At 67.8% G+C, this 24,829-nt stretch carries 27 protein-coding genes; 18 read left to right on the top strand and 9 right to left on the bottom strand.

From position 1 onward, the window contains the following. Position 1 precedes the first annotated feature (1 nt). Genes AB0I19_RS01500 through AB0I19_RS01490 form a run of 3 tightly spaced genes read left to right on the top strand, consistent with a single transcriptional unit; the run spans position 2 to position 1,891 of the window. Positions 2–574 (top strand): hypothetical protein, encoded by a 573-nt coding sequence (locus AB0I19_RS01500; protein ID WP_357143284.1) that lies wholly within the window; start codon positions 2–4, stop codon positions 572–574. An 11-nt stretch (positions 575–585) separates the two neighbouring features. Next, entirely contained in the window at positions 586–1,659 is a 1,074-nt protein-coding gene (locus AB0I19_RS01495) for an oxygenase MpaB family protein (protein WP_357143282.1), read from the top strand. Positions 1,660–1,675: 16 nt separating this feature from the next. Beyond that, positions 1,676–1,891 (top strand): hypothetical protein, encoded by a 216-nt coding sequence (locus AB0I19_RS01490; protein ID WP_243749965.1) that lies wholly within the window; start codon positions 1,676–1,678, stop codon positions 1,889–1,891. A 12-nt stretch (positions 1,892–1,903) separates the two neighbouring features. On the opposite strand, the gene AB0I19_RS01485 is transcribed toward AB0I19_RS01490, so the two are convergent. From AB0I19_RS01485 to AB0I19_RS01475, 3 genes are all read right to left on the bottom strand, one after another. Continuing rightward, positions 1,904–2,563: a TetR/AcrR family transcriptional regulator gene (locus AB0I19_RS01485; protein WP_084457009.1), complete on the bottom strand. Its 660-nt coding sequence runs from the start codon at positions 2,561–2,563 to the stop codon at positions 1,904–1,906. Positions 2,564–2,601: 38 nt separating this feature from the next. Next, the gene (locus tag AB0I19_RS01480) at positions 2,602–3,273 is read right to left on the bottom strand and encodes a cutinase family protein (RefSeq protein ID WP_357143279.1); all 672 of its coding nucleotides are present in this window, start codon (positions 3,271–3,273) and stop codon (positions 2,602–2,604) included. Positions 3,274–3,422: 149 nt separating this feature from the next. Further along, a complete protein-coding gene (locus AB0I19_RS01475; protein ID WP_357143277.1) occupies positions 3,423–3,782 on the bottom strand; it encodes an Rv2640c family ArsR-like transcriptional regulator in 360 nt (119 codons plus the stop codon). A gap of 99 nt (positions 3,783–3,881) precedes the next feature. Between AB0I19_RS01475 and AB0I19_RS01470 the strand changes: the two genes are divergently transcribed. The 5 genes from AB0I19_RS01470 (at position 3,882) to rph (ending at position 9,498) form a co-directional block, all read left to right on the top strand. After that, positions 3,882–4,394 carry an ArsI/CadI family heavy metal resistance metalloenzyme gene (locus AB0I19_RS01470; protein ID WP_357143275.1) on the top strand — a complete coding sequence of 171 codons (513 nt, stop codon included), beginning with the start codon at positions 3,882–3,884 and terminating at the stop codon, positions 4,392–4,394. Between the two features lie 93 nt (positions 4,395–4,487). Further along, positions 4,488–5,057 carry a TetR/AcrR family transcriptional regulator gene (locus tag AB0I19_RS01465; RefSeq protein WP_357143273.1) on the top strand — a complete coding sequence of 190 codons (570 nt, stop codon included), beginning with the start codon at positions 4,488–4,490 and terminating at the stop codon, positions 5,055–5,057. 72 nt (positions 5,058–5,129) lie between these two features. Next, positions 5,130–6,164 carry a medium chain dehydrogenase/reductase family protein gene (locus AB0I19_RS01460; RefSeq protein WP_357143271.1) on the top strand — a complete coding sequence of 345 codons (1,035 nt, stop codon included), beginning with the start codon at positions 5,130–5,132 and terminating at the stop codon, positions 6,162–6,164. Between the two features lie 29 nt (positions 6,165–6,193). Continuing rightward, positions 6,194–6,757: an ABC transporter permease gene (locus AB0I19_RS01455; protein ID WP_357143269.1), complete on the top strand. Its 564-nt coding sequence runs from the start codon at positions 6,194–6,196 to the stop codon at positions 6,755–6,757. A gap of 155 nt (positions 6,758–6,912) precedes the next feature. Continuing rightward, positions 6,913–9,498 (top strand): rifamycin-inactivating phosphotransferase, encoded by a 2,586-nt coding sequence (gene rph / locus AB0I19_RS01450; protein ID WP_357143267.1) that lies wholly within the window; start codon positions 6,913–6,915, stop codon positions 9,496–9,498. On the opposite strand, the gene AB0I19_RS01445 is transcribed toward rph, so the two are convergent. Further along, complete coding sequence (locus tag AB0I19_RS01445) at positions 9,495–10,277, bottom strand: DUF2993 domain-containing protein (RefSeq protein WP_357143265.1); 783 nt, start codon at positions 10,275–10,277, stop codon at positions 9,495–9,497. The genes rph and AB0I19_RS01445 overlap by 4 nt on opposite strands. 48 nt (positions 10,278–10,325) lie before the next feature. Here AB0I19_RS01445 and AB0I19_RS01440 point away from each other — a divergent pair, with 48 nt between their 5' ends. Both AB0I19_RS01440 and AB0I19_RS01435 read left to right on the top strand, forming a co-directional pair. Then, a complete protein-coding gene (locus AB0I19_RS01440; RefSeq protein WP_225279460.1) occupies positions 10,326–10,649 on the top strand; it encodes a hypothetical protein in 324 nt (107 codons plus the stop codon). 149 nt (positions 10,650–10,798) lie between these two features. Further along, entirely contained in the window at positions 10,799–12,787 is a 1,989-nt protein-coding gene (locus AB0I19_RS01435; protein WP_357145052.1) for a heavy metal translocating P-type ATPase, read from the top strand. Positions 12,788–12,791: 4 nt separating this feature from the next. On the opposite strand, the gene AB0I19_RS01430 is transcribed toward AB0I19_RS01435, so the two are convergent. Next, positions 12,792–13,478, bottom strand: a complete 687-nt coding sequence (locus AB0I19_RS01430) for a ZIP family metal transporter (protein WP_357143263.1) — start codon at positions 13,476–13,478, stop codon at positions 12,792–12,794. 108 nt (positions 13,479–13,586) lie between these two features. Between AB0I19_RS01430 and AB0I19_RS01425 the strand changes: the two genes are divergently transcribed. Next, positions 13,587–13,943, top strand: coding sequence for a hypothetical protein (locus AB0I19_RS01425; protein ID WP_357143261.1), 357 nt, complete (start codon positions 13,587–13,589; stop codon positions 13,941–13,943). A 2-nt stretch (positions 13,944–13,945) separates the two neighbouring features. On the opposite strand, the gene AB0I19_RS01420 is transcribed toward AB0I19_RS01425, so the two are convergent. Continuing rightward, positions 13,946–14,173 carry a hypothetical protein gene (locus AB0I19_RS01420; RefSeq protein ID WP_357143259.1) on the bottom strand — a complete coding sequence of 76 codons (228 nt, stop codon included), beginning with the start codon at positions 14,171–14,173 and terminating at the stop codon, positions 13,946–13,948. A gap of 69 nt (positions 14,174–14,242) precedes the next feature. Next, positions 14,243–15,394 (bottom strand): lipase family protein, encoded by a 1,152-nt coding sequence (locus tag AB0I19_RS01415; protein ID WP_357143257.1) that lies wholly within the window; start codon positions 15,392–15,394, stop codon positions 14,243–14,245. A gap of 164 nt (positions 15,395–15,558) precedes the next feature. Here AB0I19_RS01415 and AB0I19_RS01410 point away from each other — a divergent pair, with 164 nt between their 5' ends. Further along, entirely contained in the window at positions 15,559–16,740 is a 1,182-nt protein-coding gene (locus AB0I19_RS01410; protein ID WP_357143255.1) for a sensor histidine kinase, read from the top strand. After that, complete coding sequence (locus tag AB0I19_RS01405) at positions 16,737–17,402, top strand: response regulator transcription factor (protein ID WP_357143253.1); 666 nt, start codon at positions 16,737–16,739, stop codon at positions 17,400–17,402. Before AB0I19_RS01410 ends, AB0I19_RS01405 begins: the two co-directional genes overlap by 4 nt. Positions 17,403–17,420: 18 nt before the next feature. On the opposite strand, the gene AB0I19_RS01400 is transcribed toward AB0I19_RS01405, so the two are convergent. Then, positions 17,421–18,191, bottom strand: a complete 771-nt coding sequence (locus tag AB0I19_RS01400; RefSeq protein WP_357143251.1) for an ankyrin repeat domain-containing protein — start codon at positions 18,189–18,191, stop codon at positions 17,421–17,423. 400 nt (positions 18,192–18,591) lie between these two features. Here AB0I19_RS01400 and AB0I19_RS01395 point away from each other — a divergent pair, with 400 nt between their 5' ends. The 5 genes from AB0I19_RS01395 to AB0I19_RS01375 all read left to right on the top strand — a co-directional run bounded on the left by AB0I19_RS01395 (position 18,592) and on the right by AB0I19_RS01375 (position 24,285). Beyond that, positions 18,592–19,830, top strand: coding sequence for a PE-PPE domain-containing protein (locus AB0I19_RS01395; protein WP_357143249.1), 1,239 nt, complete (start codon positions 18,592–18,594; stop codon positions 19,828–19,830). Positions 19,831–19,864: 34 nt separating this feature from the next. Continuing rightward, positions 19,865–20,785 carry a LysR family transcriptional regulator gene (locus tag AB0I19_RS01390; protein WP_357143247.1) on the top strand — a complete coding sequence of 307 codons (921 nt, stop codon included), beginning with the start codon at positions 19,865–19,867 and terminating at the stop codon, positions 20,783–20,785. A gap of 307 nt (positions 20,786–21,092) precedes the next feature. Then, positions 21,093–22,253: a SpoIIE family protein phosphatase gene (locus AB0I19_RS01385; RefSeq protein ID WP_067640126.1), complete on the top strand. Its 1,161-nt coding sequence runs from the start codon at positions 21,093–21,095 to the stop codon at positions 22,251–22,253. Beyond that, a complete protein-coding gene (locus AB0I19_RS01380; RefSeq protein ID WP_357143245.1) occupies positions 22,250–23,845 on the top strand; it encodes an ATP-binding protein in 1,596 nt (531 codons plus the stop codon). The genes AB0I19_RS01385 and AB0I19_RS01380 overlap by 4 nt, the downstream gene beginning before the upstream one ends. Then, positions 23,842–24,285 carry a response regulator gene (locus AB0I19_RS01375; RefSeq protein ID WP_357143243.1) on the top strand — a complete coding sequence of 148 codons (444 nt, stop codon included), beginning with the start codon at positions 23,842–23,844 and terminating at the stop codon, positions 24,283–24,285. The genes AB0I19_RS01380 and AB0I19_RS01375 overlap by 4 nt, the downstream gene beginning before the upstream one ends. A gap of 6 nt (positions 24,286–24,291) precedes the next feature. On the opposite strand, the gene AB0I19_RS01370 is transcribed toward AB0I19_RS01375, so the two are convergent. Then, on the bottom strand, positions 24,292–24,738 hold the full coding sequence (locus AB0I19_RS01370) for an ATP-binding protein (protein ID WP_357143241.1): 447 nt from the start codon (positions 24,736–24,738) through the stop codon (positions 24,292–24,294). Between the last annotated feature and the right edge of the window lie 91 nt (positions 24,739–24,829).

The raw sequence follows: 24,829 nt of genomic DNA, 5'->3' as shown, positions 1-24,829 counted from the left end.
TATGACAACCGAACCCGACAACCCACTCGCCGACGACCCGAGTCCGGAGAGCTCCGCGCCGGTTACCGAACCTCGGCGAAACACACTGCGCCGCATGCTGTTTCCCGCAGCAGCGGTCACCACGATCGGCGCCGTCGCGATCGCGACATTGCTCGCCGTGGACAATCACCGCATTCGTGCCCGCGAGCAGGCCCGCGCCGCCGCGCTCCAGGCCGCCTGCGCCTACGCCCCCACCCTGGCCAGCTACGACGCCAAGGACCTCGACACCTATTTCGCCGCGGTGCTGGCAGGGGCCACCGGCGCCTGGCGTACCGAATTCGACGCCACCAGCAAGGATCTGCGTGAGGTGCTCGTGCAGGGCCAGGTCGTCTCCACCGTCGGCAACGTCACCTGCGCCATCGAGTCCGCCGACGAGACCACCGCGCGGGCCGTTGCCGTCATCAATCAGACCATCACCAGCCTCGGCACCCGAGGCACGCCCGCTCCCGGCCAGCTCTCGGTGAACATGTCGCTGCGCAGGGACACCGACCGCTGGCTGGTCAGCGAACTCAGTACTCCGTTGCTCACACGATGAAGGAGGGCCACATGGGCTCTTTGCGAACCTGGTTTTCACTGCCCGAGGTGGAACCGGCCGAGGACTACGGCTTCTTCGGACCCGAATCCGTCGCATGGCGGGTATGGAGTTACCCGACCGGATTGACGATCGGTTTCCAGCGCGCGGTCGTCATCGAGGAACTCGATCCGAACCTCATCGCGGCTGTCGATGCGACCAGCGCGATCTATACACGCCCGCGCACTCGTTACGACCGCACGCTGCGCTATTTCGCCATGGTGATGTTCGCCGACAGCCGGTCGACGGTCAGCGCGGCCGATATTCTGGTCAAGATCCACTCCAAGGCTGTCGGGATCGATCCGGTGACCGGTCGGCACTACGACGCCAACGATCCGGATTCGCAATTGTGGATTCATCTGACCGCATGGCATTCGCTCCTGATCGCCTACGAGAAGTACGGCCCCGGGCGGCTCAGTGCGGCGGACGAATCGCGGTATTGGCACGAGTGCGCCCGTGCCGCGGAACTGCAGACCTGTGACCCGGCAGACATTCCCCGCACCCGCGAGGGCGTCGCCCAGTATTTCGAACGTATGCGCCCGCAGCTGATCGGATCCGACATCGCGAAGAAGGCGATGAATCACCTGCTCGACGCCGAGGTGATGCTGCCGCCGATGCCGCTGGTACTGCGTCCGATGTTCAAGCTCGTGGCGGCCTTCCTGCGACGCGGCACGCTGGCGACGATGCCGCGGTGGATGCGGGAGATGGCGGGCCTGCCGACCGGACGGGTTCTCGACGCACTCGTCGTGCCATGGCTCAGCGCGGCGATGACCTTGGTCAGCTTCAACGCCCGGCTCGAACTGCTTCTGCTGCAACTGATCTCGCCGACGACGGTGCCGGTCGCGGGGCCGGTCCTGCTCGGCATACCGCCGAAGGACCCGGTGACGACCACACCGCGGCAAGCACAGCGGAAATACGGATACGACATCCCTGCTCGAGCCCATCACGCACTCCGCCGCAAGCAGCGCGATCGCGTGTTGAGCAGAGGACTCCCGCCCTCGGACGAGGGGCTCATCGAATCGCAGCCGATCCTCGGCGACATGGCCTGAACGAAGGAGAGAACACGTGCTCACGAAACTCATGGAACGCCGGCTCAGTATCCGTCAGATGATGTACCTGGCAATAGCGGGTGGCATCCCCTATGTCGCGATCGGGCTGGTGTGGCTGCTCTCGCATCGAGATCACCTCGGCGAGCTGTCCGGGCTGGACCGATTCTTCTCGATCCTCGGCCAGGTGATCGCCTGGCCGGTACTGCTCGTCGCCGACGTCGACCTGCGGTAGAAGTCCGCGAAATCACCGGGAGTCGGTGCTCGGCTCCTGGGGCAGGGTCCGCACCATGGAACGGACGGTGGCGCGCAGTCGTTCGGGTGGAAAACGTTGCGGGTCCGAGAGCACCATCCTGCCGAGCACCTCGGTGAAACCGAGCATGACATGGGCGATCAGCTCCACATCGGCATCGTGTGGTCCGCCGCGCACCGCGAAACCCGCGTTCAGCAGGTCTACACACTGGTCGAGCAATTTGTCGCGGGCGGCAGCGAGCAATTCCCGGTAGTCGGCCGGGGCGCCGTCGCTGTGCATCAGAATCAGACGCCAACGCGTCGGCGCCGCCGCCACCGATTCGAGAAAGGCCATGACCGCTCCGACATATTCGCGGTCGGGATCCGATCCGCGCAGATCACCCGGCATCGCCGCGAAAACCTGCGCCATTCCCCGTGAGTGCTCCCGGTGCAGCAAATGTGCCACCAGCTCCGGCGCGGTCGGAAACATCGCGTACAGCACCGGCTTGGCGACGCCCGCTTCCTTGGCGACAGCCTGCATGGTCAAGTTCGCGATACCTTCGCTGCCGACCACCCGCAGGGCGGCGTCGAGCAGTTGCGTTCGACGTTCGTCCGGCGGCAGCCGAGGGCCGTTGCGGCGCTTCGGTCGAACCTCGGAACTGCTGTCGGTACCCACCTGACCATCATCCCCCACGCATTGTCGTCCGCGCGGGTTCAGACCCGGGCAGCGACGAAGGCCGCGGCCTCGCCGGCGTACCGCTTGTACTGCAGGTGGACGTTCCAGTCCGTTCCCTGTGGGTCGCACACCGGGTCGTTGTCGTTGCACACGTCGTAGGTGCGGTCGGCGTACACGCCGGTGACCTCACGGCCGATTCCGCGAATAGGGTTGCCGAACAACAGGATCGCCGCGATCCTCGGTGCCAGCTCGGCGGGCAGGGTGGCCACGATCGGGCCGCCGACGCGGGCGCCCTCGCTGCTGATCCCGATCGAGTTGTCCACCACGTTGGCGCCTTGGGAGTAGCCGACGAGCACGAATTTCTGATCCGGGCAGGCGGCCGCCCGCTCGACCACATGATCGACCAGGTCGCGGTTGCCTGCCTGCACGGAGGCGGGCTGGTCGTAGCCGGCCGGGTACTGCACCCGATAGGCGTTCGTCGACTGCGACAAGGCGGCATCGATGGCCGCGTACACCGGGTTGCCGACCACGGAGCCCAGCCAGTACTGGTTCCACAGGCCGCCGGGTTCGTTGGTTCCGCGCGCGACGACGACGTGTACGTCTACGCAGCCCGCCGCCTGGGCGGGAGCGGTACCCACCACGGTGGTCATGGTGCCCGCCAGTACGGCGGCGGAAAGTGCCAGGCCCACGCGGGCGCGTATGTCGATCACGGCTCGTCCTTCGCATCGGTCGTCGATGGTCGAGAGCGTATGCGGACCGACCCGGGCCGATCGGTGCACGGCACGCGCTTTTGGCCCGGTTCACACCGCATGCGACGACCACGCGACCGTTCGGTCACCGAATTCCAGGGGCCGTCGGCTCAGCTGCAGCAGTTGGGGTCGAGTACCGTGCACAGCGCCGACAGCGCCTCGCGGCGTGCCCGGTGGAAGGTATTCATCCCACGTCGCTCGGATTCGACGAGACCGGCCTTGCGCAACTGCCCGAGATGATGCGAGACGGTCGACTCGCTCAGCTCGACGGCACCGGCCAGGTCACCGCCATTGCTCTCTCCTGCCGGAGTGGTGAGCAGCAATGACAGCAGTTTCACCCGGACCGGGTCGGCGATGGCCTTGAGCCGCAACGCCACTTCCAGCGCGGCGGCATCGTCGACCGGTACCGCCGCCACGGGTGCGCAGCAGACGGGAGCGGACATATCGATCACGGGTAGCGCCTTGGGCATGTCGACGACTCTACGCTTGGTATTGACATATGTCGAAAAGGTGAGCACACTCGAGCTCGCAAGTTCTTCGACATATGTCTCACAAGTGGAGGTTCGATCATGTCCCGAATTCAGCTGGCCCTCAATGTCGACGATCTCGACCAGGCCGTGCGTTTCTACTCGACCCTGTTCGCCACCGAGCCGGCCAAGCGCAAGCCCGGCTACGCCAACTTCGCCGTCACCGATCCGCCGCTCAAGCTGGTGCTGATCGAGAACGCGGGCAAGGGCGGCAGCCTCAACCACCTCGGCGTGGAGGTCGAGTCGTCCGAGCAGGTCCACGGCGAGATCGCGCGCCTGTCGCAGGCGGGGTTGTTCACCGAGGAGCAGATCGCGACGACCTGTTGCTTCGCCACCCAGGACAAGGTGTGGGTGAGCGCGCCCGACGCCGAGCGGTGGGAGGTCTACACCGTCCTGGCCGACAGCGAAACCTTCGGTGACGCACCACAACTCGCCGAAGCGGAGCATGGCGACGCGTGCTGCGGCACCACAGCCGAGGCCGAGGCCGAGGGCGCCTGCTGCGGCACCGAGGCCAAGCAGAAGGCGGTGGCGTCGGGCGCGAGTTGCTGCAGCTGACGAGTCGGCCCGGCGCGGGAACTCCTGCGCCGGGCCAGAACTCGAATCTCTCCGAGTTGACGCGCTCGAAAGAGTGAGTGTACAGTCACTCACATGAGCAAGAGCGGAGCAACACTCTCCCGATCCGACATCCGCCGCGACGCCGTAGTCGATGCCGCGATCGTCGAGTTCGCTCGCACCGGCTACCACGGCACCCCGATCAGCACGGTCGCGGCGACGGCACAGATCTCCCCTGCCTATGTATTCAAGCTGTTCCCGGGCAAGGTCGCTCTGTTCGTCGCCGCGCTCGAGCGGTGCTTCGACCGGATCACGGCGGCCATGTCGGCCGGTGCGGCACAGTCGGCCGGCGACAGCCCCGAGCAGATCCTCTACGACATGGGCGGCGCCTATGCGCAGTTGATCAGCGATCGGAGCCTGCTCATGCTGCAGGTCCACGCTCAATCGGTGGCCGAGGTGCCCGAGATCGGCGCCGCGATGCGCGCCGGGCTCGCCCGGATCACCGAGCTCGCCAAACACCGATCCGGCGCCGCGGACGAGCACGTCCAGCGGTTCATCGCCTTCGGCCAGCTCTGCCACCTCATCACCACTCTCGGCCTCGACGGCGACGACAGCCCGTGGGCGAGGATCGTCACCGCGGGCATCCGACACCCCGACGCCGACTGACCAACCGATGCCCCCTCGCGGGGCATTTTTTCGACCCATCGAGTGATTGACCAGTCACACACTAGGAGAATCATGTCTGTCATCGCCACCGAAATCGTCCTGCCCGACCGGGTGGAGCCCGATGGTCTGCTCGTTACCCGGCGTCCGTTGCCCGCCCTCGGCCCCGGCCAGGCCGTGGTCGCGGTAGCGGCGAGCGGTGTCTCGTTCGCCGAGCAGCAGATGCGGCGCGGCAAGTACTACGACCAGCCGCCCTTCCCCTTCGTTCCCGGCTACGACCTGGTCGGTACCGTCCTCGCGGTCGGTGCCGGTGTCGAGGCGGACATGGTCGGCAGGCGGGTAGCCGCGCTGACCAAGATCGGCGGGTGGAGCAGTCACGCCGTGCTCGATGCCGCCGATCTCGTGGCGGTGCCCAATGGGCTCGCTGCGGATGCGGCGGAAACCTTTGTCGTCAACGGCATCACGGCCTGGCAGATGCTGTTCCGCGTCGCGAAGGCGCGCACCGGGCAGACCGTTCTGGTGCACGGCGCCAACGGGGGCGTCGGCTCGACACTGGTGCAGCTGGCCCGCTCGAAGGGCATTCAGGTCATCGGCACGTCGTCGGCGCGTCACGCCGAGGCGGTGCGTGCGCTCGGCGCGACGTGGGTGGACTATCGCGGTGATGTGGGTCAGCAGGTCCGGGCGCTGGCACCCGGGGGCGTGGACGCGGTGTTCGACCACATCGGCGGCCCGGGGATCGCGGATTCGTTCGCACTGCTCGCACCCGGTGGCACCCTGGTGTCCTATGGCACCGCGTCGACCAAGGACGACGAGGGCAATTCGCGGCTTCCGGTCCTGCGGTTGCTCGTCCGGTTGCTGGTCTGGAACGCGTTGCCCAACAAGCGCACTGCGCATTTCTTCAATCTGTGGGCGGGCAAGCGCGATCTGCCGCGTTTCCGTGCCCGCATCGCCGAGGACCTGTCGGCCGTTTTCGATCTCGCCGCGCGGGGTGTGTTGCGCGCGCAGATCGGTGCGCGAGTGCCGCTGTCGGAGGCCGGGCGGGCGATGCGGCTCGCCGAATCTCGCACCGTCGTCGGCAAAGTCGTCCTGGTCGCCGACACCGAGTCCTGAAATCCCCCACTGATCCTGGAGAAATTGCGATGTCCGCTCTGCGTGTTCTGCTCGACAACCGTCCGTCCTACCTCAGTTTCGGTGCCGCGTGGCTGCTCGGGCACGGCGCTTACGCCGTGTCCCAAGGTGATTCACCACTGGTGCGGCTGCCCGCCGCGGTGCCGGGAGCACTGCTGGTCGGTGGCTTGCTGATCGCGATGGTGGTGACCAGTGTGGTCACGATGCGCGCCAAGCGTGGCGCCACGGGGGCCGAGGCGGTGGTCGGCAATCTGCTCGCCGCGTCGTGGCTGGTGGGTTTCGGAGCATTGTTCTTCGTCATCACGGCGCTGAGTTCGGCGCTGGCCGACGACAACGTGCGAATGCTGTTGTGGCCCACCGGTTCCGGACTCGTCGTCGGCCTGCTGTATCTCGCCGGTGGTGCCGCTTACCGTGACGTGCTGCAGTACGCGCTCGGTGCGTGGCTGGCCTTGACGTCCTCGGCGGCGCTGTTCCTGACGGGTGCGAGCCCGTATTGGGTGCTGGCGCTGGCCGGGGGTGGCAGTTACCTGGTCGCGGCCGCACTCGAACCCCGTCGCCGCGCTGTCGCTGCCTGAATCGGCGTCCGGCCGTCGTCGAGCCCGGCTCGGCGGCGGTTCGCCGCGTTTCCCTTCCCCTTCTCACTGTATACACGATCGCGGGCGCTCATGAGACATCGAAATGTGGTCCATAATCGCTCGCGTACTGCTGAAATCGCAGGTGAGGAGTGGTTATGGGTGTTGTTCTCGAGTTCGGGCAGATCGACCGGTCGCAGGTGGGAATCGTCGGGGGCAAGGGTGCGAACCTGGGTGAGCTGGCGCGCATCGAGGGGGTGCGGGTGCCCGAGGGGTTCTGTGTGACGACCGAAGCGTTCGATCGGGCGCTGGCAGGCGCGGCGGCGGTCCGGGAACGGATCGGCGAACTGGCGGCCCTCTCGCCCGACGACCGGGCGGGAATCGCCGCGGCAAGTGCGGCGATCCGCGGGGCTGTCGAGGAACTGCCGGTGCCCGAGGACGTGGCGGCCGAGATCGTCTCCGCGCATGCCCGGCTCGGCACCGACGCCGCGTACGCGGTGCGTTCCAGCGCCACGGCCGAGGACCTGCCGACCGCGTCGTTCGCCGGCCAGCAGGACACCTACCTGAATGTGATCGGCGCGGCGGAGGTACTCGATCATGTCCGCCGGTGCTGGGCGTCGCTGTTCACCGACCGGGCGGTGACCTACCGCCTGCGAAACGGGTTCGACAGCAGCATGATCCGGATGGCGGTCGTTGTGCAGCGGATGGTGTTCCCGCGTGCGTCGGGCATTCTGATGACGGCCGACCCGGTGACGTCGGATCGGACCGTCGTCTCCATCGACGCCGGTTTCGGTCTCGGCGAAGCACTGGTCTCCGGTCTGGTGAACGCCGATGTGTACAAGGTGCGCGACGGGGAGATCAGCAAGACCATCGCCACCAAGAAGATCGCCGTCGAACCGGTGGGCTCGGGCGGCACCGAGGTGCGCGATATCGACGAGGATCGCCGCAACGAACCCGTCCTCTCGGACGCCGAGGTGCTGCGACTGGCCGAATTGGGTCGGCGCATCGAGGCGCATTTCGGCTCCCCGCAGGACATCGAGTGGTGTCTCGACGACGAAATCCGACTCGTACAGAGCAGGCCGATCACCACCCTGTTCCCGATTCCCGAGGCGGCCGACGACGCCCACCGCGTGTATGTGTCGGTGGGTCATCAGCAGATGATGACCGACGCGATGAAGCCCCTCGGGATTTCGCTGTGGCAGCTCACCAGCCACGCGGCAATGCGTGACGCGGGCGGGCGGTTGTTCGTCGACGTCACCGAGCGATTGGCCTCGTCGACGGTCGGTCCGGCGCTGGCCGAGGCGCTCGGCAAGTCCGATCCCCTGATGGGCGACGCACTGCGCACCGTGCTCGAGCGCGGCTTCGTTCCCGTTGTGCCGCAGACCGATCCGGTTGCCGTGCCGCCCACACCCGCCCCGATCGACACCGATCCGGCGATCGTCGACGAACTGATCGCCGACTGCGAAACCTCGCTCGCCGTGCTGAAACGCGAGATCGCTCCCCTGTCCGGGTCGGCCCTGCTCGATTTCATCCACGCCGATATCGCGGAATTGCGGCGAGTGTTGTTCTCTCCGCGCGGATTGCAGATCATCACGGCCGCCATGGAGGCGACCGAATGGCTCAACGACCGCCTGGGCGAATGGCTCGGGGAGAAGAACGCCGCCGATGCGCTCACCCAGTCGGTGCCGGGCAATGTGACCTCGGAAATGGGATTGGCGTTGCTCGATGTCGCCGATGCCATCCGCCCGCACCCACAGGTGATCGAGTATCTGCGTGCGGTCGAGGAGAACGGCACGAACGATTTCCTCGGTGAACTCGAGCAGCGTTCGGGCGGGCCTGCGGCGCGGGTCGCGATCACCGAATTCCTCGACCGATACGGCATGCGGTGCGTCGGCGAAATCGACATCACCCGGACACGGTGGAGCGAGGACCCGACCACTCTCGTGCCGACCATCCTCGGCAATGTGCGCAACTTCGAAAACGGCGCCGGCACAGAACGTTTCGAGGACGGTTTGCGCGACGCCGAAGCGCAACGAGCACGGATCCTGCGGGAACTGCGTGCGCTGCCGGACGGGGAGAGCAAAGCCGAGGACACCGAGCGGATGATCGAGCGGGTCCGCACCTTCGCCGGTTACCGGGAGTACCCGAAGTACGGCATGGTCAGCCGCTACTTCGTGTACAAGCAGGCATTGTCGCGTGAAGCCGAGCGACTCGTGGCGGCCGGCATACTCCAGGAACCCGACGACATCTACTACCTGCGGTTCGACGAATTGCGTGAGGTGGTGCGCGTCCAGCAGGTGGACCAGGCCCTCGTCGCCCAGCGCAGAGATGCCTTCGATACCTTCCGGACACTCAGTGCGCCAAGGGTTCTCACATCCGACGGCGAGGCGGTGACCGGTGCGTATCGGCGCGAAGACCTGCCCGAGGGAGCCCTGCCGGGCATGGCGGTCTCGGCGGGAACGATCGAAGGGCGGGCCCGGGTGGTCCTCGACATCGGTCAGGCCGATCTGGAAGCGGGTGACATTCTCGTCACCGCCTACACCGACCCCAGCTGGACACCGCTGTTCGTCGGTATCGCCGGTCTGGTCACCGAAGTGGGCGGCCTGATGACCCACGGCGCGGTCATCGCCCGCGAATACGGGCTGCCCGCCGTGGTCGGTGTGGAACACGCGACGGACCTGATCCGCGACGGGCAGCGCATCCGGGTGAACGGCGCCGACGGCTATGTCGAGATCCTGACCTAGCCGTCGGCGAGACGCACGTTCTCGGCCGCCGCGGTGACGTGCAGACCGTCGGCGGCCGGGGTGATCGCGGTGATGTGCGCCCCGAGTGGCAGGCTCTGCAAGGGAACGACGAAGGTCAGGCTGCGCTGGATCAGGGCGAGGGAAATCGTCGGACCCCCGGCCGCGTGGCGCACGGACACAGGCGTCACCTCGATGCCGTCGGTGGTCGGTGCGACGGTGACGATGACCGTGGCGGGCACCATGATCCCGGCGACCGGGAACCGGCCCGCCACGCTCAAACCGTCCGATCCGAATTCGATGGAGTCCACATCGTCGGGAGCGAACCCTCGCACGACGTCGTAGGGGACGACAGCCGTCGCCGTGGCCGTGGCCGCCACCAGGCTCGAGGTTCGGTTGCCCAGCACATCGCCCAGCGGTGCGGACACATCACGCAGGGTGACATCGAGGTCGCGCACGGTGATGTCGTCGCCGGTCCAGTCGCCCACCGCGATGTCGATGACCGGATACCGGCCGTCGAGCGCCTGAGTGAGGAAAGGAAAACCACGGATGTCGACATCGGGCTGTCGCGTGAGCTGGTATTCCGCGGCGATCTGGCGTCCGATCGCGTTCTGTGCCAGCACGAGCGCGACCCGATCGCCGACGACCAGCGCGATCGCCGCCACGATCAGCAACGTCAGCAACGTGCGCACGCTCAATCCCTTCGCCGCACCGGTGTAGCCGGTGGTCGCCCATGCTACGGCGCGGGCGCCGGTTCGTCCGGCCCGATTGGACCGCGACACAGTGGGTATTGCCGTCCACACGCAGTCCATCGGAGGGAAGGATCGACCATGGCGTACCCCGCCCACCAACGCTCCCCCATGTCGCGCCGCACCGGGCGCGAATTCCCCGACCACGCCCGGACCACCCGCAGCCACGCCGGTGAAGGCCTGGAGGACGGATACAACTTCCCCGGCATCATCCTGTGCGCGATGGCCGTGATCGCCCTCGGTCTGTGCCTGACGGCCGCCGGATACGGCTTCGCGGGCTGGGGTGCCATCGCCGCCGTGGCCGCGGCGACGCTGGCCGTCGCCGGTGTCGCCTGGTTGCTGCTGGAACACCGGCGCGTGAAGTCCAAGGAAGGCCTGAATCTCACCGATCAACGCGGTCACTAGCCGAGCCGCGCTCGACGCCTCCGGCCTGTGTCAGGTCGGGGGCGTTTTCCTGTGCGGCCCCCGCGACGCTCGGGGGTAGCGTCGGCGTCATGGCCGACGACCATCGGATGGGCAGCGGTTCGGACACGATCCACGACGAGCACCACGACATGTCTTCGGGGCATCATCACGGCGACCACGTGGCCATGTTCCGGCGGTTGTTCTGGGTGATGCTCGCCTTGGCGGTGCCGGTGGTCGCCGCCGACATGATGTTCGCCGAACTCGTCGGCTACACCGTGCCGACGGGATTGCGGTGGGTGTCGCCGGTGCTCGGCACCGTCATGTATTTCTGGGGCGGCCGACCGTTCCTCACCGGGGCCGTCGACGAGATCCGGGCGCGCAAACCCGCCATGATGCTGCTGATCTCACTGGCCATCACCGTGGCCTTCCTCGCGTCCTGGGGCTCGACGCTCGGCGTGCTGCACCACGAGCTCGACTACTGGTGGGAACTGGCGCTGCTGATCGTGATCATGCTGCTCGGTCACTGGATCGAGATGCGCTCGCTCGGGCAGGCCTCGAGCGCGCTGGAATCGCTGGCCGCGCTGCTGCCCGACGAGGCCGAACGCGTGTCCGACGACGGCTCGACCGACACCGTCCGGGTCGACGAACTGCGCACCGGTGACCGCGTCGTCGTGCGACCGGGCAGTCGGGTGCCCGCCGACGGGCTCGTCGAGTCGGGCAGCGCCGATGTCGACGAGTCCATGATCACCGGCGAATCCCGGCCCGTGCGCCGCGAACCGGGCGACAAGGTCGTCGCGGGCACGGTCACCACCGATTCGGCACTGCGGGTACGCGTCACCGCAGTCGGTGCCGATACCGCCCTCGCCGGCATCCAGCGGCTGGTCGCCGAAGCCCAGAATTCCTCCTCCCGCGCCCAGGTGCTCGCCGACCGGGCGGCGGGCTGGCTGTTCTGGTTCGCCGCCGGGTCCGCCGCGATCACGGCCGTCGTCTGGCTAGCCCTCGGCCGACCCGAGGATGCCGTCACCCGGACCATCACCGTGCTGGTCATCGCCTGCCCGCACGCCCTCGGCCTGGCGATTCCGCTCGTGGTGTCGATCGCCACCGAACGCGCCGCGAAAGCAGGCGTGCTCATCACCGATCGCCGTGCGCTCGAAGCGATGCGCACCGTCGATGCGATCCTGTTCGACAAGACCGGCACCCTCACGCGTGGCGCGCCCGCCGTCGTCGGAACCACCGCCACCCGGTCGGACCTCACGGACGACGATGTCCTCGCCCTGGCCGCGGCCGCCGAATCCGAGAGCGAGCATCCGCTCGGACGCGCCATCGTCGACACCGCGACCGAACGCGGTATCCACGTGCCCGCCGCCACGCAGTTCACCGCTCACAACGGTGTGGGTGTGCGTGCGACGGTCGACGGTTCGACGATCGAAGTCGGCGGTCCCGCCCTCCTGCACCGCCACCACCTCGAGCCCGCCGAGACCACCGCCCGCTGGTCGGCGCAGGGGTCGACGGTGCTGCACGTACTGCGCGACGGCGAGCTGATCGGCGCGCTCGCCCTGGCCGACGAGGTGCGTCCCGAATCCGCGCAGGCGATCCAGGCGCTGCATCGCCGGGGCATCCACGTCGCCATGATCACCGGTGACGCCGAACCGGTGGCGCGCGCGGTCGCCGAGCAGCTCGATATCGACCAGGTGTTCGCCGGGGTCCTGCCGAAGGACAAAGGCGACAAGGTGCGTTCGCTGCAGGAGGCCGGGCACACCGTGGCCATGGTCGGCGACGGTGTCAACGACGCGCCCGCCCTCGCGCAGGCCGATGTGGGTATCGCGATCGGCGCGGGCACCGACGTGGCCATCGCCTCCGCGGGTGTGGTCCTGGCCTCCGACGACCCGCGCGCGGTGGTCTCGGTGATCGAGCTGTCACAGGCCACCTACCGCAAGATGATCCAGAATCTGGTGTGGGCGGCGGGGTACAACATCATCGCCGTGCCGCTGGCCGCCGGTGTGCTCGCACCGTGGGGTGTCACCATGCCGATGGAGGTCGGGGCGCTGCTCATGTCGGCGTCCACGATCGTGGTCGCGCTGAACGCTCAATTGTTGCGGCGCATCGACCTCGACCCGGCCACCGTGGTGCGGGAGTGAGCACTCATCCGATGGCGAAGGCGACGAAGAATCCGGCCGCCGTCGCCATTCCGACCCACCAGCCGCCCTCCCGATAGGCCTCCGGCACAAGGGAATCCGTCAACATCGCGATCGTCGCACCGCCCGCGAACGCCTGCACCGCGCTGATGGCGGTGCCGGAGATGGTGTCGGCCAGCGCGTTGCCGAGCACGGTGACCCCGACGAGCACGGCCGAGGTGATCGCCCAGAGGCCGAACGTGCGGCCCGGTGAGAATCCGTGCTGGTCGCGCAGGAACGCGACCGCGCTCACCGCTTCGGGCACGTTGCCTACCGCGATGGCGACCAGCAGCACCAGTCCCCCACCCCCGACCAACGACACACCGAGCGCTGTGTTCTCGGGAATTCCGTCGAGCACCGTGCCGAGCAACAGCGCCCACCCGATCGCGGCCTGTCCCAGCTTGTTCTCGATCAGATGGTCGGCGACCACATACATCCCGGCGCCCGCGAACAGCGCGATTCCCGCGATCACCGCCCCGTCCCGCCGGAACGCGGGCGCGAACAATTCCTCCGACACCGCCGCGATCATCGTGCCCGCGCCGAACGCCATCAGGGTCGCCAGCACCGGCCGAGGCAGCGTCCACCGCACGCCGATCGCCACCCCGATCATCAGCGGAACCACGGTCCCCAGCCCGTAGAGCAGCGAAGTCAGCATGCGCAGAGCCTATCGAGACAGTGGCCGCCGACGGGGTTCATGGCGCGTGGCGCGTTCGGCGAGGACACTTGGCAACAAACGCGCCGATGTTTCCGAGGAGGACTTGTCATGGCGGATGACAGACCATTCGATGCCGATGATTTCGAACGGGTACTGCGTGGGGCGAGCGAGGAGATCCGCGGATTGCTCGGGAAGGCGGGAGGATTCCTGGATCAGTCGGTACTGAATTCGCTGTTCGGACAGTTCACCGGGCCCCAGCACGCGCCCGAACCCGAGACCACCGGGGACACCGGGGGCGGGGTATGGGCGATCTACACCATCGACGAGGACGGGCAGGCGCGGGTGGATCAGGTCTTTCCGAGCGAGCTCGAGGCTTTACGGGCACATCGCGACAACACCGATGAGCATCGTCGGGTGCGTTTTCTGCCCTACGGGGTTCCGGTGAGCGTGCTCGACGCGCCCTGACCTCACTCGGTTCCCTTGCCGCCCTTGCCTTTTCCCTTTCCTTTGCCTTTACCCTTGCCCTCACCTTTACCGCCGGGGTCCTTCTCCTCGTCGACGACGGTCCCCTCGTCTTGAACGGCGACGACCGGGGGCTGGACGGGTTGGAGGGGTTGGGCGCTCGCCGCACCGCCTGCCAGCAGGACCGTGAGAACTCCGACCGCCGCGGCGGTGGCGAAAGTGTGAGTCGACAACGTGAGCCCCTTCTCGTGGTGGAAAGTGCTACCTCTGCGATCAACCGGTCCAGCGTAACTGCCCGCCTGTCAGCTGTTCGGCAGGACGGCGTGGAGGAACTCCCGCGCATCGGCGGCCGCGGCGTCGAGCAGGGTGAAGTGGTCCGCGCCGGGGTGCAGCGTCAACCGGCTGTCGGCGCCGTCGGCGCGCAGTTGCTCCTGGAGCAGCACGGTCGTCGGCGCAGGTTGCACGGTGTCGATGCCGCCCTGCAGGAGCAGCACCGGCCGCTGATGCCCGGTGGTCGGCGCGCTCAGGTAGTCGCCCAAGGCCGCGATCAGCGGCGACCCCGCCAGCGGCTCGGTGAAGAGCAGGCCCACCGGCTTGCCCGTCACAGCCTCCTCGAGCGCCGCGACGCAGCCTTCCCCTGCCCACGCGACGGCGAGCATCTCGCGGCCGTGTTCGCTCAGATAGTCGGTGACCCGCAGGTCGGGGCGGGCGTGGTCGAGTCCGGCCAGGATCATGACCAAGCGGGCGTGCAGGCCGTCGAGCCCGGGCAGGGCGGGGGTCTCCGGGCGGGCGAGCGTCCCGAGGAGGTCTTCGACATTGCTGGTCGGTCCGTAGGCGACAGTTCCGCGCAGATCGATGTCGGCGGCGTAGGTCGCCCACAGCTGGGCGGCCGCGAGCACGGATTGCCCACCGATGGAATGGCCCGCCGCGACGAACGACCGTGACAAGGCGGGATCCACCGTGTGGGCGGCACGCACGATGTCGAGGACGGCATGACCGGCCGCCCTTTTCGCGAGGTACTCATAGGTGCCCGGCCCACCCAGACCGATGTAGTCGGTGGCTTCGACGGCGTACCCGTTCGCCAGATACGCCGACAGGTGCGATGTCTCGTCGAAGGTGTCGGCCACACCGCCGTTCAGGTTGGGTGCGCAGCCTTCGGTCATCCCGCTCGTGCCGTGTGCCCACGACACCACCGGCCACCCTCCGGCCGGCGGTGTGCCCGCGGGCACGTACACGGTGCCGCCGCTGACCTCGCCTTGCCCGTTGTGCCCGGTGGTCCGGTAGAGGATCCGGTATCCCTTGCCCGCGTGGGGAATCAGCTCGTCGGCCGCCAGCACACGCGACGACACGATCGACCCGGGCTCCGCCGGTGGTCCTGCGGTGGCATGGCCGGTGGTCGCCGCCGAAAAGACGAGCAGCGCAAGGAAGAACGGGTATCGCATCGGGATCGTCATACCACCGATCCTCGCCCTGATCTCCCGACCGGCGCGTCCGCCGAAACCGGTAGCCGCCTACGCATCTCGACGTACTTCACCGACCTCGGCACTACGCCGAATCGACTACCCATCCGCTCCTTCACACGTACGCGCGCCCCGGGCGGCTCCCTTACGATCGCCACATGAGAGCGTGGATCGCACGCAGGCCGGCATGGGTTGTCGATCTGGTGCTCGCGGTGTTCGTCACCGCCGTGCAGGTGCAGAGCCTCGGTATCCCTCTCGGTGCCGAACCGGTGTCGCGCCCGGTCACGGATCTGGGCGGTTCCGCCTACGCGCTGCTCGCCGCGAGCGGGGCCGCGCTGGTGCTGCGCCGCCGTCTGCCGGTGACGGTGTTCCTGCTGACCGGCGCGCTCAGCCTCGTCTACTTCGCCCTCGACTTCCCCGACCGGCTGTCGTGCCTGGCGCTTTTCGTCGCCACCTACACCCTCACCGCCCACGGAGACGGCAGGCGTCCGGTACAGATCGCGACACTCGGCACCGTCGTGCTCGCGCTCGGCTGGCTGATCGCGGCGGCCGATGTGCGGCCCGACGCCGCGATCGGCTGGGTGTTCTTCCGAATCGGCGCCACGGTCGTCAGCCTGACCCTCGGCACCTCGATGCGTTCGCGCCGGATCATCGCCGCCGACGCCCAGCTGCGCGCGGACCTCGCCGAGCGGCACCGTGAGGAGGAGGCGCGAGCCCGGGTCGATGCCGAACGGTTGCGGATCGCCCGCGAAGTACACGACACCGTCGCCCACGCCATCACCATCATCAATGTCCAATCCGGCGTCACCGCACACATTTTGGACAAACGCCCCGAACAGGCACGCGAGACGTTGCGGATCATCGAGGAGACCAGTTCCCGTGCGCTGCGCGAAATGCGCACGATTCTCGGTGTGCTCACCGGTGACGACCGGCGCGAACCCGCTCCCGGTCTGGATCGACTCGACGGGCTGGTCGCGGTGGCCCGCGATGCCGGTCTCGACGTGGTCGTCGACCACGACCCGGCCCGCGCGTCGCTGCCGAGTGCCGTCGACTCCGCGGCGTTCCGCATTGTTCAGGAATCGATGACGAATGTGATCCGCCATGTCGGCCCCACGACCGTGCGCGTGCACGTGGATCAGGGGGACGAAGAACTGCGCGTCCGCGTGACCGATGCGGGTGCCGGCGCGGTCCGCCACACCGACGGCACCGGACGCGGAATCATCGGCATGCGGGAACGTTGTGCGCTGCTCGGCGGCGAACTGTCGGCCGGTCCGCGTCCACAGGGCGGCTTCGAGGTGCTGGCCCGGCTGCCGTTGCCCCCGGTCGGGGTGCACTCGTGACGATCAAGGTGGTCCTCGCCGACGACGAACGCCTGGTGCGTTCCGGATTCACCGCCCTGCTCGACCTCGAGGACGACATCACCGTCGCCGGGGAAGCCGAGAACGGCGCGCAAGCCTGGGAAGTCGCGTGCGCCACCCGGCCCGATGTCGTCCTCATGGACATCAGGATGCCCCGCCTCGACGGCATCGAGGCCACCCGCCGGATCGCCGCCACCCCCGGCCTCGAGCAGGTCAGAGTCCTGATCCTCACCACCTACGACACCGACGAGAACGTTTTCGACGCCCTGCGAGCCGGCGCGGCGGGCTTCCTGCTCAAGGACGCCGGACCCGCCGAACTCCTGCACGCCATCCGGGTCGTCGCCGCGGGCGACGCCCTGCTGGCCCCGCGCGTAACCCGCAGACTCATCGGCCATTTCACCGCCCGCCGCCGCGCCGCCGAATCCGCGACCCACCGCCTCGCGGTCCTCACCGACCGGGAACGCGAAGTGCTCGCCCTGGTCGGCCGTGGCATGAGCAACGACGAAATCGGCGCCACCCTGTTCGTCAGTCCCGCCACCGCCCGTACCCACGTGGGCCGGATGATGACGAAACTCGGTGCGCGCGACCGCGCCCAGCTCGTCGTCATCGCCTTCCAGACAGGCCTGACCAGCCCCGACGACTGAAGGGCCGAGTGTTTCAGGTCAGGAGTGGTTGCGCAGGATCTCGACGATCGCGGTCTGACCGAGGCGCTCCGCGTTCTCGAGCACCGTGCGGCCCTCGGCGTCGCGGATGTTCGGGTCGGCGCCCGCATCGAGGAGCGCGGTGACCGTGTCCTGGTATTTCTGGGAGCCGTCGCCGTAGATCACGGCTTCCTGCAGGGCCGTCCAGCGTGGTGTGTTCACGTGGTCGACGTCGACACCCGCCTCGATCAGGATCCGCACGGTCGAGACGAAGCCGTGCTCGGCGGCCGGGATCAGCGCGGTGCCGCCGTATCGGTTCAGGCTGCGCACATCGGCACCGTGTGCGAGCGTCATCGTCAGGATCTCGTCGTAGCCTTCGGCGCCCGCGTACAGGTAGGCCGAATCCTGCATGTCGTCCTTGGCGTTGACGTCGGCACCCGCATCGATCAGGACTCGTGCCGCGGCGGTGGCCTGATTCTTCACGGCCGTCACCAGTGGCGTGCGGCCCTCGTCGTCGCGCGCTTCCAGGGGTGCGCCGCGGTCGAGCAGTTCTCGCACGCGAACGCCGTCGTCGGCGGCCGCGGCCTCGTGCAGCGGCCCGGCGAGCGCGGGATCGGACGGTGCCGACGTCGGCGCGCCGGTCGTGCCCGCCGTGGTGGTCGTAGCCGCTGTGGTGGTCGTCTGCGTGGTCGACGGCGCGTCGGACTCGGTGGGCGAGTCGGTCGAGCACGCGGTGGACAGCACCGCCGTCCCGGCGAGCGCCAGCACAGCCATGCGGATCGAGGTGATCATGTGGAGCCTCCTTTGCCGAGCATCCGGTACATCGGCGAGCCGACCTGCTCCGGCCCGGTGGACAGGTTCGCCGGTCGAGCTCACGCCCCTGACCACCCACGATGGCTACGTTAGACGCTACGTCGACCGACGCTGTACGCGACAGTCGACAGGACGGCAACGAACCGACACTCACCGATGTCATCCACACACCTACCGACCACCTGACCGCAGCGGTAGCCCGACAATCCGGATACATGCTTGTACCCGGTGGGCCCAGCTGCCACAATTGCTCAGCGGTTGCCGAGGTTCCTCCCTGATACCGAAGAGGTAATTCATGAGGCCGAATGCGCGATTTGCCGATGTGCCGAAGAAGCGCGGTCGGCATCGGAAGCGTTCGGCTGCACGGGTCGGTGCTTCCGTGGCGTTCGTGACGGCGCTCGGCGTCGCCTGGCTCGAGGTGCAGAGCCTGTGTGCGGTGGCCTCGGCGGCGACGTCGGCGCTGATCGTGCCGGGTACCGGGACCAGCGACCCGTCTGTCGCACACGATTTCGAGAGCAACGCCTACCAGAACTTCATCGACCCCGGTGCGCAGGGCTGCACCGACAACGACTGCCCGGGTGTCGATTTCGTTCCGGTCCCCTACGACGCCTCGCTGTGGCCGGTGATCTCGTCCAAGGGACCGGTGGCGTCGTCCGCGAAATGGGACACCTCGGTCGCGGGTGGAGTCGCCACACTCGATCAGCTCACCCGCCGGCAGCTCGGCGCGCCGGGTACCGTCACCGTGTTCGGCTACTCGCAAGGGTCCACAGTCGCCAGTGGAGAAAAGGCAGCGTTGGCCGGGCTTTCGCCCGAGGACAAAGCCCGGTTGTCGTTCGTGCTGATCGCGAATCCGAACCGGCCCAACGGCGGAATCATCGAACGCCCGGTCCTCTTCGGTGCGATACCGGTCGCCGACATCACCTTCGGGCCACCGACCCCCACCGACACCGGCATCGCGACCACCGACATCGCGATGCAGTACGACGGCATCTCCGATTTTCCGGCCTACCCGCTCAATGTGCTCGCCGACGCCAACGCGCTGCTCGGCACGCTACTCATCCACCCGTCCTACCTGCAGCCCAAGGGCAACGGCGCGGGAGGTGAGCCGAAGGCGGGCGCCGCGATCTACGGATACCCGGACCGGTCCGAGTTCATCGCGCAACAGAACTGCGACGAGCTTCCACAGCACTGCCAAAACCACGGCGACACAACATATGTCACCATTCCGAACCCTCAGGGCGCGCTGCCGCTGTTGTATCCGCTGCGCGCCATCGGCAAGCACACGCACCGCACCGATCTCACCGAACCGGCCGCCGCACTGGCCGAGCCCGCCCTGCGCGTACTCGTCGAAACCGGTTACGACCGCACCGACTACTCCGCGCCGACCCCGTTGCGGTTCGACCAGCCGCTCAACCCGCAGAAGACCGCGACGCTGGCCACCGATCTCCCCGCCGCCATCGACCAGGGCATCGCCGAGGCCACCGCCGAGCTCGAGAATCCCGCCCACAACACCGACCGCACCCTGCCGGTGGAGACGGTCCTCGCCAACATGGAAGATCTGCTCCCACCCGATCCGGTCGTGTCGCTCGTCCGCGAATTTCTTCCGGCCGCACCCTGACCAGCCGCTATTCGTCCACCAATACACTGGAGCAATGAAGCATCGGCACGGTGATGGCAGTCTCGACCTGGTTCAATTGCGTACCTTCCTGGCCGTCTACCGCTCCGGCTCGCTCACCGCGGCCGCCACCCAGGTCGGCCTGTCCCAGCCCACCGTCACCAGCCAGCTGCAAACTCTTGAAAAGGCCGTGGGCCGACCACTTTTCGACCGGCTTCCGCGTGGCGTCTCCCCCACGGCCGCCGCTCACGAACTGGCCGCCCGGATCGCAGACCCGCTCGATGCCCTCGCCGAGGTGACCGGCACCACCACTGGTCACCCGCCGCCCGAGCCGCCCGTGCTGCTCGGCGGGCCCGCCGAGATCCTGGCCACCCTTGCCCTGCCCGCGCTGGCACCGCTGATCACCGAGGGCGTGCGATTGCAGGTGGTAACCGGCCTCGCCGACGACCTGCTGGCCGAATTACGCACCGGCGCTCTGGATCTGGTCATCTCCGCCATCCGGCCGCGCGGCCGGGCCGTCCTCGCCGAACCCCTGGCCGACGAGGAATTCGTCCTCGTCGCGAACCCGGCCACCGCCGCTCGCATCGACACCGGACGCCTCGAACGCGGCGACGCCACCGCACTGACCCACGTCCCCCTGGTGAGCTATGCCCCCGATCTGCCTATCCTGCGCCGCTATTGGCGCCACGTCTTCGGGCGCCGCCTCGAACGCAGGCCCGCCGTCGTCGTCCCCGACCTGCGCGCGGTCCTCGCCGTGGTGACAGCAGGCGGCGGCGTCAGCGTGTTGCCGCGCTACCTGTGCGCGTCCGCCCTGGCCGCCGGAACGGTTGTCGCGCTTCTCGATCCGGAGGACCCGCCGATCAACACCGCCTACCTGGTCGGCCGTTCCACCCGCACCGAACGCCCCCACGTCGCACTCGTCCGCACCCGGCTTCGCGAGGCGGCGCCGACCTGGTGATTCACCGGGCGGCCGGGCACCCCAATCGGGTGGGCACCGAGCGGTTCGGGGATCGGATAAGATCGCAGAGCTCTTTCGGTCCAGCCAGCGGCTGAAGGAGCCAGTTTGCGCTGCGGGCGCTCGGGATCGGAGACATTCGTGCACACCGCTGGATTTCGGCTGTCCACCCGCGGGAGAAGACCCACTCGCCGAAACGGTGTGAGTGTCAGGACCGGCCTTCCCACGGGTCGCCGTGCCGCGCAGTGACACAACCGCCGCCGATCTCCTGGTCACCGAGGCAGCGGCCCTGCCGGGCCGGGCAGCCCGCATCCTGCTCGTCGAGGACGACCCGGGTGACGCGCTGCTGGTAGAGGAGCTGGTGGCCGATCTCGGCGCGGGACCGCGCCTGGAGTGGGTGCGCACCCTGGCCGAGGCGGGCGAACGGCTGCGCACCGACACCCCCGATTGTGTCCTGCTCGACCTGCACCTGCCCGATGCCAACGGGCTCGAGGCACTGGCGCGACTGCACCAGATCGACGACCAGATCGCCGTCGTGGTGATGACCGGGCTCGACGAGGAGCAGACCGGACTCAACGCCCTGGCCGCCGGCGCGCAGGACTACCTCGTGAAGGGTCGGGTGGAGCCCGAATTGTTCGGTCGCGCGGTGCGTTACGCCATCCAGCGTAAGCACGCCGAGCGCACGACCGCCGCCCTGCGGGCCAGCCAGATGCGAGCACAGGAGAACGCGCGCCTGGAACGCGGCCTGCTGCCCACTCCTCTGCTCGGCGCCGACCGCGCCGTCGAGGTGCTCGCCCGGTATCGGCCCGGCGCCGACCACTCCCTGCTCGGCGGTGACTTCTACGACGCGGTCCAGGACTCCGACGGCGTGGTGCACGTGGTGATCGGCGATGTCGCGGGTCACGGCCCCGACGCCGCCGCGACGGGTGTCGCGCTCCGGTTGGCTTGGCGCACACTGGTTCTCAGCGGCGTCACCGGTGCCCGTCAGCTCTCTTTGCTCGAGGAACTGCTCGTGGCCGAACGCCGCGACGAGCAAACCTTCGCGACGGCGACCGTGTTGCGGCTCGACCCGGCGACCAGGCTGGTTCAGGTCCGCCGAGCGGGCCATCCGGGCATGCTGCGGCGCGCCGCCGGCATCTCGAGCTGGTTGGAGGTCGACGGCGGCCCGGCCCTCGGATTCGTCCCAGGCCACGGGCAGTGGCCTGCGCACGAGCTGAGCCTTGCCGACAACGCCGGGCTGATGCTGTTCACCGACGGACTGTTCGAAGGTCACGTCGGCGACGGCAGCCGACGACTGGGCGAGGACGGCCTGCTCGAACTCGCCAACACTCTGCCCATCGCGCACCCGGACGAATTCGTCGACGCGCTGATCGAACGAGTGGAAGACCAGGCCGCCACCGCGGGCGGCCTGGACGACGACGTGGCCATCCTCTATGTGCGATGGCGCGACAACGGAAGGCTTGCGCAGTGACGACAACAGCCCACGACCGGAAACGGTTGATCAGCCGGATGACGGCTCAGGGCTGGTTCCAGCTCGTCTTCGCCTCGATGATCGTCGCCGTGATCGTCGGCGCCGTGGCCGGCGCCCAGGTCATCGCCCACACGAACCGCGTCACCGACCGGCTGGTGGCCCAAACGCTTCCGGCCGCCGCCGAGACCGCGCGACTGCAGGGCGCGCTGGTGAACGAAGAAGCGGACATCCGGGGTTACGTGCTCACCCGTGATCCCCAGTTCGTCTCGCACTACACCAGCGCCAGACAGGACGAGGCGAAAGCCGTCGAACGGCTCGAGCAGTTGATCGAGGGCCGCCCCGAGCTCCAGGCCGACCTGACCGCTCTGCTGACCGCCGCCGACCTGTGGCGCACCGCGTATGCCGAGCCGGTAATCGCCCAGGGCGGTGCACCGAACCGGACAGACATGGGCATCACCTATTTCGGTGAGTTGCAATCGCGGTTCGCCACCCAGAACGCCAATCTCACCGCCGCCGTCGACCGCGACAACAGCCGGCTCGACACCGCTCGCACCACCCGCAACCTGGTGCTGTCGGGCATCGTGGTCGCCTTCCTGGTGACGGGAGCGGCGCTCACCGTCCTGGTGCGCCGCCTCGTCGTCCGGCCGCTCGGCTATCTCACGGAGTCCTCCCGGCGCGTCGCGGCAGGCGAATTCGACTCCCGCATCGACCCTGTGGGCCCCTCCGACATCGCGCTCGTCTGCGCCGCCGTGGAGAACATGCGCGACCATATCGTCGCCGAACTCGCCTCCTCGCGCGTGCAGGAATCGGTGCTGCACCAGCAGAAACAGGAACTGGCCGACCAGGCGGAAGAACTGCGGCGCTCCAACACCGAACTCGAGCAGTTCGCCTACGTCGCCTCCCACGACCTGCAGGAGCCGCTGCGCAAGGTCGCCTCGTTCTGCCAGCTGCTCGACAAACGCTACGGCGACCAGCTCGACGAACGCGGCAAGCAGTACATCGACTTCGCCGTCGACGGCGCCAAGCGCATGCAGGTACTCATCAACGATCTGCTCACCTTCTCGCGAGTCGGGCGCGTATCCGACGGCACCGAACCCGTCGAGCTCGCCGACAGCCTCGACGCCGGACTCACGGCGCTGTCGTCGAGCATCGAGGAGACCGGCGCGGTGATCGAGCGGCCGGAGCAGCTGCCGCGAGTCGAGGGCGAACCGACACTCCTGGTCATGCTGTGGCAGAACATCATCGGCAACGCGATCAAGTTCCGCACCCCGGGATCGACGCCGCTGATCCGGATCACCTGCACACCGGAGGACACCCGCTCTGGTTGGCAGTTCAGCGTCGCCGACAACGGCATCGGCGTCGACGCCGAATTCGCGGACAAGGTTTTCGTCATCTTCCAGCGCCTGCACGCCCGCGACGCCTACAGCGGAACCGGTATCGGGCTGGCCGTCTGCAAGAAGATCGTGGAATTCCACGGCGGCCGGATCTGGATCGACACCGACTATCACGACGGCACCCGCCTGTGTTTCACCCTGCCCGCTCTCGACGAATCCACCACCGCATCCGACGCCCGGAAAGAGGCTATCGCGTGACCGTTCCCGGCCAGCCCATCGATATTCTGCTCGTCGAAGACGACCCCGGCGACGAATTGATGACGAGAGAAGCGTTCGAAGACAACAAAATCGGCAATACCCTGCATGTGGTAAGAGACGGTGAGGAGGCCCTCGACTTTCTCTACCGTAACGGCGACTACGCGGATGCGCCGACACCCGACCTGATCCTGCTCGATCTGAATCTCCCGAGATACGACGGCAGGCAGGTATTGGAGAAGATCAAGGCCGACCCCGAGTTGTCACCGATTCCGGTGGTCGTGCTGACCACATCCGCCGCCGAGGAGGACATTCTGCGCAGTTACAAGTTGCATGCCAATGCCTATGTGACCAAACCGGTGGACCTCGACCAGTTCATCGCGGCCATCCGGCAGATCGATGAATTCTTCGTGCAGGTCGTCCGGCTGCCCAGGGTGCGCTGACCGGCTTCACGAGCAGGCGATGAGCATGGTGACGACGGTGCCGGATTCGGTTGTCTCAACGTCGAATTCGCTGCTCACCGCGCGCATGATGGTCAGTCCCCGGCCGCGCGACTCGTCGGCGACCGCGGCACCCGGCCGCCAGCTGCCGTGGTCGGTGACGACCACGCGAATGTGACCGTCGGTGACCGATGCTCCGATTTCGACCGGTCCACCATCACCGCGATGTCCGTGCTCGACAGCATTGGTACACGCCTCTCCCGCGGCCAGAACCACATCGTCGACCAGTGTTTGCCGCACCGGAATGTCGCTCAGCCAGGTACGCAGCGCACGACGGACCTCGACCAAACGATCAGCCTTCGCAGAAAATTCCAGATAGAAAGGTTTCAGGGTGTTCTCCTGACCGGACGGGCGCCTCGGCACCGAGCTGTGTGCTGTCGGTCTCGCTTCTGGCATTTACCCCATCCGATCCACTGCTAAGCAGGGCGCAAGTGTGACGCATACGTCCGGCGAGGATAGCGCGGGGACGTGAGACCTCTTCTGTAAG

This window comes from Nocardia sp. NPDC050413 (assembly GCF_040655475.1).
Classification (GTDB): Bacteria; Actinomycetota; Actinomycetes; order Mycobacteriales; family Mycobacteriaceae; genus Nocardia; species Nocardia coubleae.
The sequence above is the reverse complement of the archived record's forward strand: the minus strand, read 5'-3'. Positions and strand labels throughout refer to the sequence as shown.

Excerpts from the sequence above, each read along its gene's own strand:
- AB0I19_RS01500 (WP_357143284.1), top strand. The coding sequence starts at position 2 with ATGACAACCGAACCCGACAACCCACTCGCCGACGACCCGAGTCCGGAG.
- AB0I19_RS01495 (WP_357143282.1), top strand. The coding sequence starts at position 586 with ATGGGCTCTTTGCGAACCTGGTTTTCACTGCCCGAGGTGGAACCGGCC.
- AB0I19_RS01475 (WP_357143277.1), bottom strand. The coding sequence starts at position 3,782 with ATGCCCAAGGCGCTACCCGTGATCGATATGTCCGCTCCCGTCTGCTGC.
- AB0I19_RS01470 (WP_357143275.1), top strand. The coding sequence starts at position 3,882 with ATGTCCCGAATTCAGCTGGCCCTCAATGTCGACGATCTCGACCAGGCC.
- AB0I19_RS01465 (WP_357143273.1), top strand. The coding sequence starts at position 4,488 with ATGAGCAAGAGCGGAGCAACACTCTCCCGATCCGACATCCGCCGCGAC.
- AB0I19_RS01460 (WP_357143271.1), top strand. The coding sequence starts at position 5,130 with ATGTCTGTCATCGCCACCGAAATCGTCCTGCCCGACCGGGTGGAGCCC.
- AB0I19_RS01455 (WP_357143269.1), top strand. The coding sequence starts at position 6,194 with ATGTCCGCTCTGCGTGTTCTGCTCGACAACCGTCCGTCCTACCTCAGT.
- rph (WP_357143267.1), top strand. The coding sequence starts at position 6,913 with ATGGGTGTTGTTCTCGAGTTCGGGCAGATCGACCGGTCGCAGGTGGGA.
- AB0I19_RS01440 (WP_225279460.1), top strand. The coding sequence starts at position 10,326 with ATGGCGTACCCCGCCCACCAACGCTCCCCCATGTCGCGCCGCACCGGG.
- AB0I19_RS01435 (WP_357145052.1), top strand. The coding sequence starts at position 10,799 with ATGTCTTCGGGGCATCATCACGGCGACCACGTGGCCATGTTCCGGCGG.
- AB0I19_RS01430 (WP_357143263.1), bottom strand. The coding sequence starts at position 13,478 with ATGCTGACTTCGCTGCTCTACGGGCTGGGGACCGTGGTTCCGCTGATG.
- AB0I19_RS01425 (WP_357143261.1), top strand. The coding sequence starts at position 13,587 with ATGGCGGATGACAGACCATTCGATGCCGATGATTTCGAACGGGTACTG.
- AB0I19_RS01415 (WP_357143257.1), bottom strand. The coding sequence starts at position 15,394 with ATGACGATCCCGATGCGATACCCGTTCTTCCTTGCGCTGCTCGTCTTT.
- AB0I19_RS01410 (WP_357143255.1), top strand. The coding sequence starts at position 15,559 with ATGAGAGCGTGGATCGCACGCAGGCCGGCATGGGTTGTCGATCTGGTG.
- AB0I19_RS01400 (WP_357143251.1), bottom strand. The coding sequence starts at position 18,191 with ATGATCACCTCGATCCGCATGGCTGTGCTGGCGCTCGCCGGGACGGCG.
- AB0I19_RS01390 (WP_357143247.1), top strand. The coding sequence starts at position 19,865 with ATGAAGCATCGGCACGGTGATGGCAGTCTCGACCTGGTTCAATTGCGT.
- AB0I19_RS01370 (WP_357143241.1), bottom strand. The coding sequence starts at position 24,738 with ATGCCAGAAGCGAGACCGACAGCACACAGCTCGGTGCCGAGGCGCCCG.